Origin of the sequence: Streptomyces sp. NPDC052721, assembly GCF_040678315.1 — a bacterium.
Lineage (GTDB): Bacteria > Actinomycetota > Actinomycetes > Streptomycetales > Streptomycetaceae > Streptomyces.
Map to the genome: position 1 here is coordinate 70,229 of NZ_JBFATL010000027.1, position 13,171 is coordinate 83,399.

Genomic DNA, 13,171 nt, shown 5'->3' on the forward strand with positions numbered 1-13,171 from the left:
AGTGGGCGGCGGGCCGTCGGCACACAGGGAACGGGGACACACCGCGAACCACCAGGTTCCCGGACAGACCCCGAGCCGGTGCCGCTTTCCAGCCTTCCACCCCTGCTCGGCACCGCGCAACGGCACGAGTGCCCGCCGGGCCGCGCGCCCGTGCACCGCGGCCTGGCCGGACCCACCGGGTCCCGGCCGCGGCAACCCGACGGACTCGGGACCCGGTTTCCGGGGGCTCCGGCAGCGGGGACGGATTCCACGCCGGCTAGGGCGAGCTTCGCCACCGGCCGAGCCGACCGAGGGCAGCAACTGGGCCGAGCCGATCAAGCAGTCCGAGCCGGCCGGGCCGATCAAGCAGTCCGAGCCGGCCGGGCCGATCAAGCCGACCGAGCCCGCCCAGCTGACCGAGCTGGTCGAGCCGACGGTGGCAATCAAGCTCGCCCCGCCGCCCCGCCGCCCCGCCGCCCCGCCGCCCCGCCGCCCCGGCGCACCTCGCCGACCGCGCCGGTCATGCCACCCCCGTCCACCGCGACAACCCTGGCACCCCACCGGCCCAGCGGCCCGCCACCCGGCGAGACCCAACGGCCCCGGCGATCCCTGTGACCCAGTCGCCCCAGCCACCCCCACCAATCCAGCGACTCCAGCCCCAGCGACCCAGCGGCCCCAGCTACCCCCGTAGCGGCCCACGTCGGCACTCACCCCTCTCGCCGCCACCCTCCGCCCCTCACATGTCACCCGTGCCAAGACCGCCACAGCGCCGCGTACGCCCCCTCCGCCGCGACCAGCTCCTCGTGGCTGCCCAGCTCGCTGATGCGGCCGTTCTCGACGACGGCGATCACGTCGGCGTCATGGGCGGTGTGCAGGCGGTGGGCGATGGCGACCACGGTGCGGCCGTCGAGGACACGTGCCAGGGAGCGTTCCAGGTCGCGGGCCGCGCGCGGATCGAGCAGCGAGGTCGCCTCGTCCAGGACCAGCGTGTGCGGATCGGCCAGCACCAGCCGGGCCAGCGCGATCTGCTGGGCCTGCGCCGGGGTCAGCGCCAGGCCGCCGGAGCCCACCTCGGTGTCCAGGCCGTCGTCCAGCGCCCGCGCCCATCCGTCCGCGTCGACCGCGCCCAGGGCTGCCCACAGCTCTGCGTCCGTCGCGCCGGTGCGGGCCAGCAGGAGGTTGTCGCGCAGGGAGCCCACGAAGACATGGTGCTCTTGGTTGACGAGGGCGACGTGCGAGCGGACGCGTTCCGCGGGCATCCGGGACAGCTCCGCCCCGCCCAGGGTGACCCGGCCGTCCCGGGGCGCGTAGATCCCGGCGAGCAGCCTGCCCAGCGTGGACTTGCCCGCGCCGGACGGGCCGACCAGGGCGAGCCGGGTGCCCGGCGCGACCTCCAGGGAGACCTTCCGCAGCACGTCCACGCCCTCGCGGTAGCCGAAGCGCACCCGGTCGGCGTGCACGACCCGGCCAACGGGGGCCGGCGCGGCCTCCCCGGCCTCCGGCTCGATGTCCCGCACACCGACCAGCCGGGCCAGCGACACCTGGGCGACCTGCACCTCGTCGTACCAGCGAAGGATCAGGTTGACCGGATCGACCAGCATCTGCGCGATGAGCGCGCCGGTGGTCAGCTGGCCCACTCCGATCCAGCCGTGCAGGACGAAGACACCGCCGACCATCAGGACCGAACCGAGCACGAGGAGGTGGACGGTGTTGATGACAGGGAAGAGCACGGAGCGGAGCCAGAGGGTGTAGCGCTCCCACGCGACCCACTGCGCAATCCGCCGCTCCGACAGGGCCACGCGGCGGGCGCCGAGCCGGTGTGCCTCGATGGTGTGGCCCGCGTCCACGGTCTCGGCGAGAGCGGCGGCGACGGCGGCGTACCCGGCGGCTTCCGAGCGGTAGCCGGACGGAGCCCGCTTGAAGTACCAGCGGCAGCCGGCCACCAGGACCGGGACGGCGAGCAGCACGGCGGCGGCCAATGGCGGGGCCGTCACGACCAGCCCGCCGAGCAGCAGCAGGGCCCACACGACACCGATGGCCAGCTGCGGCACGGCCTCGCGCATGGCGTTGGCCAGGCGGTCGATGTCGGTCGTGATGCGGGAGAGCAGGTCGCCGGTGCCCGCCCGCTCCAGCACGCCCGGCGGCAGTCCGACGGACCGTACGAGGAAGTCCTCGCGCAGGTCGGCCAGCATCCGCTCGCCGAGCATCGCGCCCCGCAGCCGCACCTGCCGGACGAACCCGGCCTGCACGGCCAGCGCGAGCACGAACAGGCCGGCGGTCAGGCCCAGATGAAGGTCCTCGGTCCTGTCCGTCACCCGCTCGACCAGTCCGCCGAGCAGGTACGGGCCCACCATGGAGGCGACCACGGCCACCGTGTTGACGGCGATGAGCAGCAGGAAGGCCCGGCGGTGCCGGCGGAACAGCTCGGTGACGTAGGCGCGCACGGTCGCGGGGGCGCCGACGGGCAGGGTCGTGGCCGTCGTCGGGGCCGCCGGGTCGTACGCCGGTGGCGCAACGCCGATCATGCGCTCTCCTCGATTTCTTCCAGCTCCTGGAGCGCGTCCAGCAGCATGCTGTCGTCTGCCGCGGCCATTTCCTCGTCGGTCTCCCGGGTCACCACGGCCCGGTACCGCGGCTCGCCGTCGATGAGTTCGCGGTGCACGCCGACCGCCACGACCTCCTCCTCGTGCACCAGGGCGACCCGGTCCGCGCGGTCGAGCAGCAGCGGGGAGGAGGTGAACACCACCGTCGTCCGCCCCGACCGCAGCCGGCGCAACCCGTCCGCGATCCGGGCCTCGGTGTGCGAGTCGACCGCGGAGGTCGGTTCGTCCAGCACCAGCACCTCCGGATCGGTGATGAGCGACCGGGCGAGGGCGAGCCGCTGGCGCTGGCCGCCGGACAGGGAGCGTCCGCGCTCGGTGATGCGGGCGTCCATCGGGTCGGTGACATTGAGCGAACCCTGTGCGAGGGCGTCCAGCACGTCCTCGCACTGTGCTGCCGCCAGGGCGTCCTCGGCCCGTACGGCACCGGAGGCGGGCACGTCGAGCAGTTCGCGCAGCGTGCCGGAGAGCAGCACCGGGTCCTTGTCCTGGACGAGGACGGCGGTCCGGGCACTGTCGAGGGGGAGCTCGTCCAAGGGGACCCCGCCTAGCAGCACCGACCGGCCCGGCTCCGTGGGGTGGCCGCCCAGCCGTTCGGCGAGCCTGCCCGCCGCGTCCGGGTCACCGCAGACGACGGCGGTGAACCGGCCGGCGGGAGCGAGCAGACCGGTCGCGGGGTCGTACAGGTCGCCGCCGGGCACCTCGGCCGTGCGGGTGCCGTCGGTGGCCGTGGACCGCTCCAGCGACAGCACGCGCGCGGCGCGTTTGGCCGAGGGGCGGGAGAAGGAGTACGCCATGGCGATCTCCTCGAAGTGCCGCAGCGGGTAGTTCAGGATCATGACGGCGCTGTAGACCGTGACGAGTTCGCCGACCGTGATCCGGCCCTGGCGGGCCAGGCCGATGCCGTGCCAGACGACGGCGATCAGCAGCAGGCCGGGCAGCAGCACCTGGACGGCGGAGATCAGCGACCACATCCGGGCGCTGCGCACGGCGGCGTGCCGTACCTCCTGCGAGGCCCTGCGGTAGCGGTCGAGGAACAGTTCCTCGCCGCCGATGCCCCGCAGCACCCGCAGGCCGGCGACGGTGTCGGAGGCCAGCTCGGTGGCCCGCCCCGCCTTCTCGCGCTGCACGTCGGCGCGGCGCGTCGCCCGGGGCAGCAGCGGCAGTACCGCGACGGCCACGACCGGCAGGCCCACGGCGACGACCACGCCGAGCGCGGGCTGGTACACGAGCAGGCTGACGCAGACGACCACAACCGTGAGCGCGGCGGCGGTGAACCGGGAGACGGCCTCGACGAACCAGCCGATCTTCTCCACGTCGCCGGTGGAGACGGCCACCACCTCACCGGCGGCCACCCGCCGGGTCAGGGCCGAGCCCAGCTGGGCGGCCTTGCGCGCCAGCAGCTGCTGGACGCGGGCGGCGGCGGTGATCCAGTTGGTGATGGCGGTCCGGTGCAGGAAGGTGTCGCCGATGGCGATGCCCGTGCCGCACAGCAGCATCAGACCACCCGTCAGGGCGAGCCGGGTGCCGGAGCGGTCGACGGCCGCCTGCACGGCGAGGCCGACGCAGAAGGGGAGGGCGGAGACGGAGACGAAGTGCAGCAGGCCCCAGGCGAGCGACTTCAGCTGTCCGCCCAGCTGGTTGCGCCAGAGCCACCACAGGAATCGGGGACCCGAACGCGCGTCGGGCACGCCCGGATCGGGGTACGGAAGGTCTTGAATCTGCATGACGTCCCAGTGGCTCGTGTCAAGGGCAGGGAAGGAGCGGAGCACCGCGGGGAGCGGCGACAAGCCGTGAAAGGTTCGCTTCGCAGGGTGGTGAATTTCAAACGGTTTTCTCCGGGGTCCGCGCGATGCGCCGAGTTCCGGCCAGGACCGTCGTTCCGCGCCGACACCTCGTCCGGCCAGGACCCGTCACCGCCTGTCCTGCGCCGTGCAGCCGTATCACCCCGCGCAGCCCTGCCCCCGCCACGTTGACCGCCGGACAGGACAGGGTGCGGTGCATGACGGCCGCGGCGACGGCCGTCGGCGCCCTCCTGGGGCCCTCTCCGCCGGCGGCGCGACCGCCACCACGCACGGCGCCCGGAGGGCCCACGGCCAGGCCGCACGGACACCCGCCGCCTCCGGAGCCGTGCTGTACCCGGCTGGGCGCGCACTGGCGCCGGGCGGGCAGGTGGCGCCCGCAACGGCCGCAGGACCTGCACCCGGACGAGGGCGCGTACGCGGCCCGGACGGGTGGGACGAGGCGCACCAGCACGACGTCGACTACGTCATCGCCATCGACTGCAACCGCCGCGAGGGCACCCTTCCGCGCGACCCCGTCCGCCCCTGGGGGCAGGACAAGGGCGGCGGCATCTGGGTGCACAGGCACCACGGCGGCGGCACCGCGGTCTGGTCAGCGTCTCCCAGGAGGCCAGGGAGTTCGCGCTGCGCACGCTCGACGCGGGCCGCCACCCCGCCGCGCGACCCCGTCCGCTCCTCGGGGCGCACCTCACGGTCTGGTGAGGCGCCGTGCCGCGGCTCCTCCGTGTGAAAGCCGGATCCCGGCCGGCGTGACGTCAGCGCCCGTCCGGGCCGGTGGCCTTCTGTCCCTGCGGTCCCGCCGAGCCGGAGGCGTTGATCACGTCCACGTCGCTGGCCCGGACGTACGCGAGCCGGTGGCCGAGCTGGATCTCGTAGTACCGCTCCCGGCCCCACACCACCGGGTTGGGCGTGTCGCTGAAGGACTTGGCGGTGTAGGAACTGCCGACGCCGGCCTGGGTCACGTACCGCTGGCCCGCCAGGAGGGGGTAGGGGAGCGGTGACTCGGCCGGCCCGTCGATGTCCTCCGGGTAGGCCTCCTCCTCGGGCAGGGCGCGGCCGTACGCCGGGATCTTGTCCAGGCCTTCCTTCGGTGTGACCATGCGTCCGCTCGCACCGACGGCGGTCGGGTGCTTCTTGGGGTTCTTGAACCACGCTTTCCGGCCCTGGAACCAGATCGCCGTCCAGTCGCCGCTGCGGTCGGCGACGGCGAATGTCTGGCCGGTGGAGACGCGTGACCCCAGGTCGTTGACGTCCTTCGTGGAGTCCTCGCCGTCGGGCTTGCGGCCCGGGTCCTGGATCAGCGGGGCCTTCTCGTCCGGTTCGGTGTACAGGCGGACCGCGCTGGAGCCGTGCGGCGGGCACGGTTTGCCGCTGCCGCCGCATCCCGTGAACTCGGGCTTGTGCCGGGCGAAGTCCGGCAGGATCGTCACCATGTCGCTGTCCGGGCCCGCCGTGGCCTTCAGTGGCGCGCCGAGGAGGTCGAAGTAGTGCCGCCAGTCCCAGAAGGGACCGGGGTCGTCGTGCATGTCGGGGATGGTGTCGGCGGTCGGAGCGGGCACGTTGTCGTGGCCGAAGATGTGCTGCCGGTCGAGCGGGATGCCGTACTTCTGCGCCAGGTACCGCACCAGGCGCGCCGAGGCCTGGTACATCCGCTCCGTGTACCAGGTTCCGGGCTGCGTGAGGAACCCCTCGTGCTCGATGCCGATCGAGCGCGCGTTCACGAACTGACTGCCGGAGTGCCAGGCCTCGTCCTTGGTCCTGACGTGCTGGGTGACATGGCCGTCGCTGGAGCGGATCGAGTAGTGCCACGACGACTCCGTCGGGTCCTGCACCGTCTGGAGCATGCTCGGCAGTTCGGCCTCGGTGTCGTGGATGACGATGTACTCGATCGGCTGGTCCCTGGGCCGGTCGGCCAGGTCGTGGTTGCCGTAGTCGCTGTCGTCGATCTCCTCGTACGGCGCGCCGAGCCAGTCACAGGCCAGTTCGGGGGGGCACTCGACCTGCTTCGGCCGCTGGGGGCCCTGCGCCCGGGGGGCGCGGGGGTGCGGCTGCAGGCTGGGCGTGGCGGGGAGCGCGACGTCCTGCCCTTCGGCGGTGGTGCGGTGTGCTCCGCGGCGGATCAGGGCGAAGACGTCGTCGGCGTAGGCAGCGGCTGACGCGACGTCACGGGTGCCCGGGAAGCGCGCGACCGTCTCCCACCAGTCCGCCGGGTCGGCGCTCAGGGGCTTGCCGAGCTGTCGTTGGGTGGCAGCGAGGAGTGCCGCTCCGCCGCGGACGTTGGCGACGGCGTCCGTGCGCAGACGTTCGGCCGGGGCCTGGATCAGGCGTGCCGCGTTCCGCAGGTCCGCCGGCTGCACGGCGTGGCCCGCCGGCGCGCCCGTGGCGGGCGTTCCCGCCGCGCCCGTGGGGGCCCGGGTCTGACCACCGGGCGGTGTCTGCGGTTCGGACGGCGCTGCCGAGGCCTGGACGCGGTCGGTGTCCACCAGGTGCATGGGCCCGAAGCCACCGGCGACGCTCGGCGCGCCCGGGTGGGAGTCCCAGCGCGACTGCATGTAGGACACGCTCATGAGCACACTGCGCGGCACGTGGAACTCGCGCGCGGCGTTCGTGAAGGCGTCCTGCAGACGCTGGTCCGCCGCGTCGTCGGTGCCGGACATCGGGAGGATCAGCAGCGGCGGCAGCAGAGCCGCCCCCGCGATCACACAAGCCGTACGGCGGCACCTCCGGATGGCACCGGGGACATGTGCAGAAACATTTCTTCTCATCGCAGAGGCTCTCCCAACCACGCTCGATCGCACCAGGACAAAGGAGTTGCCCGTAGCGCCACCCCTCGTACGTTTCCGTGCCCCGGGCGCCGTGTCGTGGCGAAGGTCACCGGGGTGGACCAGCGGTCCGGCGGAGGCCACCCGGTCGGCGGCAGTGACTCGGCTGCCTGGGGCAACCACGGGCGACCGGGCGCGCCTCAGTCCTCGACCGGGTCCACCTGCCAGTCGGGGTGGCCCGGCATGGGCGGGGTGTGCGGGCCGTACAGCCACGGGTGCAGAAACGGTGTCAGGTCCTCGCCGGCGACCCGGGAGGCGAGCGCGACGAAGTCCCGGGTGCCGGCCGTACGGCCCCGGTACTCGGTCACCCAGGCGCGCTCGATCCTCTCGAAGGTCTCCGCGCCGACCTTCTCCCGCAGCGCGAACAGCACCAGCGCCGAGCCGTCGTACCGCATCACCTTGAACAGCGTCGCCTCGGTGGGCTCGGCGGGCGCCCCTTCGTCGTGCCGCCACTGGTCGTGCTGCTCGTACGCCGCTCGCATCACGGACTCCAGGCTCACGCCGCCGTGCTCGTCGGAGTACAGGCGTTCGTAGAAACGGGCGTGACCCTCGCTCAGCCACAGGTCGGACCAGCGCCGGATGGCGACGCTGTCACCCGTCCAATGGTGGGTCAGTTCGTGGACGAGGTTGCGTTCGGCGTCGACCCGGTCGCCCAGCAGGTCGTCCCGCGGCAGGACGGAGAGCGACTGGGTCTCCAGTGCCACGGGCAGATCGGTGTCCCCGACCAGCACGCCGTAGCGGCGGAACGGGTACGGGCCGAGCCGCCGTTCCAGCCAGGCCAGATGGTCCGGGGTGAGGGAGCGGTACTCCTCGGTGTCGGTGACCAGGCCGTCCGGGACCACGTCCCGGAGGGGCAGCCCGCGCGGGCCGCTGCTGTCGACGAAGGTGAACTTCCCGATCGCCAGCTGGACCAGCTGTGCCGCGAGGGGCTGCTCGGAGTCGTACGTCCACCGGGTCCGGCCGTCGGGCCGCCGGACGGTGCCGACGAGCCGGCCGTTGGCCACCGCGCTGAGCCCCGGCGGGGTGGTGATGTGGAACGTGACCGGTGCCCGCAGGCTCGGGTGGTCGTTCGCCGGGAAGATCATGCGGGCGCCGTCGGGCTGCGCGCAGACGACGGTGCCGTCGGAGGTGGGCACCCAGCCGTAGTCCTGGATCGCGTCGTCGCGGTGCCGTCCCTGCGTCGGGTCGGCGGTGTAGGCGACGCGGACGGTGAACGCGGTGCCGCGCGGGATCGGCCGTGCGGGAGTGACGACAAGTTCGTCACCGTCGCGCTCGGCGGTGGCCGGCACGCCGTCGACGGTGACCTGGTGAAGCGTGTTGCCCGCGAAGTCCAGGTCGAAGCGGGACAGGGCCTGTGTGGCGGTGGCGCTGACGGTGGCGCCGGCCTCGAAGGGCGTGCGGGGTGCCCGCCAGTCGAAGTCGAGGGTGTAACGGCGGACGGTGTAGCCGCCGTTGCCGGCGAGCGGCATGAGCGGGTCGCCGATACCCGGTGCGCCGGGGGCCGGGGGCGGGCCCGACGAGGCGGCCGGACCGGGGGCCGGTGAGCCGTCGGCTCCGGGCGGGAGCATGCCGGCGAAGACGGCGGTACCGGTCAGCGCACCCGCTCCGGCGAGGGTGAGGGCCAGGGCCGCGCGACGGGTGCGGAGGACAGGACGGGGGCGTTTGTGCCGCGATTCCTGGTGTGCGGATTCCTCGTATGACCCCTTTGTGATCTCCATGACCGCACTATGCCAGTAAGATCCGTTTATATCACTAAATGTTCCTTCGTTGGGCGTTCTCCCCGGACTGCGCGGCGACCGCCCTCATCGCGCCGATCTGTCCGAGGCGTCATTGCGGGGCGGCCCGTTCGCCCGTAGAACACCGGCCATGAGAAGACGGATCGTCATGTCCATGCTCGTCGGGGCGACCCTCGTGGTGAGCGCGCTCTTCGGCACGGCAACCCCGGTGGCCCAAGCAGCCGACGTACCCGCCGAGTTCGGAACCGACTGGCACGACCCGGTCACCGCGGCACCACCCGTCGACCGGCCGCACAGCAGGTCCTGCCAGGTCACCCTCGCCGACGCCCGGTTCCGCGACTTCACGCCCTACCGGGGCGCGTACACACCCCCCGAGGGCTGCGGCGACCGCTGGAGCAAGGTGGTCCTGCGCCTGGACGGCAAGGTGAAGGGCCGTCAGTACGACCGGCTCGGCTATCTGCACGTCGGCGGGGTCGAGATCCTGCGCACCTCCACGCCGGAGCCCTCGCCCGACGGCATCGCGTGGCACGTCGAGAAGGACGTCACCCGCTACAGCGCCACCTTCCGGGCCGCCCAGGACGTCGAGATGCTGATCGGCAACGTCGTGGACGACACGTACACCGGCGTCATCGACGTCCACGTCACGCTGACCTTCTACGCGGGACGCCCCACGGCTCCGGCCCCCGACCGCGTCCTCACCCTCGCCGACACGCCCGCCGGCACGACCCTCACCACCCCGCGCAACAGCGAACGCGTCGTCGCCGAGGTGTACGCGACCGGCTCGGGCGGTGGCTGCGAGGAGTTCTGGTACCTGACCGTCGCCGACCCGGCGCCGTACTCGTGCAAGGCCGACCGCGGCCCGTACCGCGAGGTGCAGATCAGTGTCGACGGCCGGCTCGCCGGTATCGCTGCGCCGTTCCCGAACGTCTGGACGGGCGGCTGGTCCAACCCCTTCCTCTGGTACGTCGTCCCGGCCCCGCGCGCCTTCGACGTCCGGCCCGTCGAGTACGACCTCACGCCCTTCGCCGGCCTCCTCAACGACGGCCGCCCGCACCGCGTCGAGGTGTCCGTCGCCGGCGTGCCCGCGGGCCGGCCGGGCTGGAGCGCGCCGGTGAACGTGCTCGTCTGGCAGGACGCGCACCGCGCCCATGTGCCGGGCGCGCTCACGGAGGACCACGCGACCGGCCTCGCCGACTCCTCCACCTTCACCCCTGGCGCGGAGAACCGCGTACGCACCGAGGCAGGGCACCGGCTCACCGTCTCCGGATACCTGGACACCTCGCACGGCCGCGTGACCACGACCGTCACCCGGACGCTCGCCCACACCTCCGTCCACCGCTGGACCGACGGCGAGGCGGTGGACGGGCTCGACGCGACCTGGACCGACGACGAGGCGGTCGGTGTCGCCGGCCACGGCCCCGCGCTGACGACCCGCACGCACCGGACGTACACCATGAACGGCGCCACGACGCTGGGCGCGGACGACCGGCTGCGCACCGTGCTGACCCTCGGCGACCGGGCGTCGGCGGTCACACGCGAAGGCGGCCGGCGCACCGCGTGGTCACGGCTGGACGACACCTACAGCGGCGACGCCACGTACACGGTCAACGTCCCGCGCGACCAGCGGCACGCGGTCGGCACATCGGCCGAGCGCTACCGTCTCCTCGGCTCGGACGGCTGCTACGACCGTTCGCTGACCACGGCCCAGGGGGTGCTGACGGAGGATCGCAGCCGCTGCTGAGACGCGTGGTGCGGGGCGCGTCCCCCGTGGACTGAGCCGCGGGGGCGGGCTGGACGGGGGCCGCCGTCCCGCCGGAGGCGGACAAGGGGCCGTCGCCGTTCAGCAGCGCTGGGCGGTGTCCCCGTCGATCAGGGTGTCCAGCAGGACGCCGAGCACCTGGCGCTCCTTCTCCGTCAGCGGCGCCAGCATCTCCTCGGCCGCCGAACGGCGGGCGCCGCGCAGTTCGCGCAGCGTCGCGCGCCCCTCGTCCGTCAGCTCGATCCGGGTCACGCGGCGGTTCGCCGGATCCGGCACGCGCCGCACCTTGCCGCTCGCCTCCAGCCCGTCCACCAGCGTCGTCACCGCGCGGGGCACGACCTCCAGGCGCTCGGCGAGGTCGGCCATGCGCGGAGGTGAGCCATAGTGCGCGAGGGTGCGCAGCAGCCGGGACTGCGCCGGGGTGACGCCCAGGTCACGCTGTTCCAGATGGCGCTTCTGGATGCGGTGCACCCGGCGGGTGAGCCGCAGCAACTGCTCGGCGAGCAGGCCGTCGGGATCGGGGGTGGTCATGCGGGAACAATATCAGGATGCCGTTCATTGTGAGTATAGGTAACAATGAGCTACGATCCGTTCCGTCGCCGTCGGCCGACTCCTGACCGGCGCCCGCCCACCCCGTAGGAGCCCATGCACCCCGACCGTGAACCTTCCTGGACCCCACCTGCCGACGCCGGCGAACAGCCCCGGCAGGTGCGCCGCATCCTGCGGCTCTTCCGTCCCTACCGCGGGCGGCTGGCCGTCGTCGGCCTGCTCGTCGGCGCCTCGTCGCTGGTCTCGGTGGCCACGCCGTTCCTGCTGAAGGAGACGCTCGACGTCGCCATCCCGCAGGGCCGCACCGGCCTGCTGAGCCTGCTCGCGCTCGGCATGATCCTCAGCGCCGTCCTGGGCGGCGTCTTCGGCGTGCTGCAGACCCTGATCTCCACCACCGTCGGCCAGCGGGTCATGCACGACCTGCGCACCGCGGTCTACGGCCGCCTGCAGCGCATGTCGCTGGCCTTCTTCACCCGCACCCGCACCGGCGAGGTGCAGTCCCGCATCGCCAACGACATCGGCGGCATGCAGGCCACCGTCACCTCCACCGCCACCTCCCTGGTGTCCAACGCCACCAGCGTGGTCGCCACGATCGTCGCGATGGTCGCCCTGGACTGGCGGCTGACCATCGTCTCCCTGCTCCTGCTGCCGGTGTTCGTGTGGATCAGCCGCCGCGTCGGCAACGAACGCAAGAAGATCACCACCCAGCGACAGAAACAGATGGCCGCGATGGCGGCCACGGTCACCGAGTCGCTCTCGGTCAGCGGCATCCTGCTCGGCCGCACCATGGGCCGCTCCGACTCGCTGACCGGGTCCTTCGCGGAGGAGTCCGAGCGCCTGGTCGACCTGGAAGTGCGGTCGAACATGGCCGGGCGCTGGCGCATGGCCGTGATCTCGATCGTCATGGCCGCGATGCCCGCCGTCATCTACTGGACCGCCGGCCTCGCCCTCCGGTTCGGCGGCCCCGAGGTCTCCCTCGGCACCATCGTCGCCTTCGTCTCGCTCCAGCAGGGCCTGTTCCGTCCGGCCGTGAGCCTGCTCGCGACCGGCGTGCAGATCCAGACCTCGCTGGCGCTGTTCCAGCGCATCTTCGAGTATCTGGACCTGCCGGTCGACATCACCGAGCGGGAGCGGCCGGTCCACCTCGACCAGATCAAGGGCGAAGTCCGCTTCGAGGACGTCGAGTTCCGCTACGACGACAAGGGCGGCCCCGTCCTCGACGGCGTCGACGTCACCGTGCCGGCCGGCGGCAGCCTCGCCGTCGTCGGCCCGACCGGCGCCGGGAAGTCCACACTCGGCTATCTGGTGCCCCGCCTGTACGACGTCACCGGTGGCCGTGTGACCCTGGACGGCGTCGACGTCCGCGACCTCGACTTCGACACCCTCGCCCGCGCGGTCGGCGTCGTCTCGCAGGAGACGTACCTGTTCCATGCCTCGGTCGCCGACAACCTGCGCTTCGCCAAGCCCGACGCCACCGACGAGGAACTGCACGCGGCGGCCAAGGCGGCCCAGATCCACGACCACATAGCGGCGCTGCCCGACGGCTACGACACCATCGTCGGCGAACGCGGCCACCGCTTCTCCGGCGGCGAGAAGCAGCGCCTCGCGATAGCCCGCACCATCCTGCGTGACCCGCCGGTCCTCATCCTGGACGAGGCGACGAGCGCACTCGACACCCGCACGGAAGCCGCCGTGCAGGAGGCCATCGACGCGCTGTCGGCCGACCGTACGACGATCACCATCGCGCACCGCCTGTCCACGATCCGCGGCGCCGACCAGATCGTGGTGCTGGACTCCGGCCGGGTCGCCGAACGCGGCACGCACGAGGAACTCCTGGAGCGGGGCGGCCGGTACGCGGCCCTGGTGCGCCGGGACGCGCGACTGCAACCCGCCAACTGAACGCGCGACCGCGACCGACAAGCGG

At 72.8% G+C, this 13,171-nt stretch carries 7 protein-coding genes; 2 read left to right on the plus strand and 5 right to left on the minus strand.

The window, feature by feature from the left end; translation table 11 throughout:
• Positions 1–722: 722 nt before the first annotated feature.
• From AB0L21_RS24615 to AB0L21_RS24630, 4 genes are all read right to left on the minus strand, one after another.
• Positions 723–2,504 carry an ABC transporter ATP-binding protein gene (locus tag AB0L21_RS24615; RefSeq protein WP_365700746.1) on the minus strand — a complete coding sequence of 594 codons (1,782 nt, stop codon included), beginning with the start codon at positions 2,502–2,504 and terminating at the stop codon, positions 723–725.
• Positions 2,501–4,306: an ABC transporter ATP-binding protein gene (locus tag AB0L21_RS24620; RefSeq protein WP_365786397.1), complete on the minus strand. Its 1,806-nt coding sequence runs from the start codon at positions 4,304–4,306 to the stop codon at positions 2,501–2,503. Before AB0L21_RS24620 ends, AB0L21_RS24615 begins: the two co-directional genes overlap by 4 nt.
• Positions 4,307–5,136: 830 nt before the next feature.
• Positions 5,137–7,083 (minus strand): N-acetylmuramoyl-L-alanine amidase, encoded by a 1,947-nt coding sequence (locus tag AB0L21_RS24625; protein WP_365786399.1) that lies wholly within the window; start codon positions 7,081–7,083, stop codon positions 5,137–5,139.
• Between the two features lie 260 nt (positions 7,084–7,343).
• The gene (locus tag AB0L21_RS24630; protein ID WP_365786401.1) at positions 7,344–8,921 is read right to left on the minus strand and encodes a M1 family metallopeptidase; all 1,578 of its coding nucleotides are present in this window, start codon (positions 8,919–8,921) and stop codon (positions 7,344–7,346) included.
• A 148-nt stretch (positions 8,922–9,069) separates the two neighbouring features.
• Between AB0L21_RS24630 and AB0L21_RS24635 the strand changes: the two genes are divergently transcribed.
• Entirely contained in the window at positions 9,070–10,680 is a 1,611-nt protein-coding gene (locus tag AB0L21_RS24635) for a peptide-N4-asparagine amidase (RefSeq protein ID WP_365786403.1), read from the plus strand.
• A gap of 99 nt (positions 10,681–10,779) precedes the next feature.
• On the opposite strand, the gene AB0L21_RS24640 is transcribed toward AB0L21_RS24635, so the two are convergent.
• On the minus strand, positions 10,780–11,229 hold the full coding sequence (locus tag AB0L21_RS24640) for a MarR family transcriptional regulator (protein WP_365786405.1): 450 nt from the start codon (positions 11,227–11,229) through the stop codon (positions 10,780–10,782).
• 114 nt (positions 11,230–11,343) lie between these two features.
• Here AB0L21_RS24640 and AB0L21_RS24645 point away from each other — a divergent pair, with 114 nt between their 5' ends.
• Positions 11,344–13,146, plus strand: coding sequence for an ABC transporter ATP-binding protein (locus tag AB0L21_RS24645; RefSeq protein WP_365700735.1), 1,803 nt, complete (start codon positions 11,344–11,346; stop codon positions 13,144–13,146).
• The last annotated feature ends 25 nt before the right edge of the window (positions 13,147–13,171 follow it).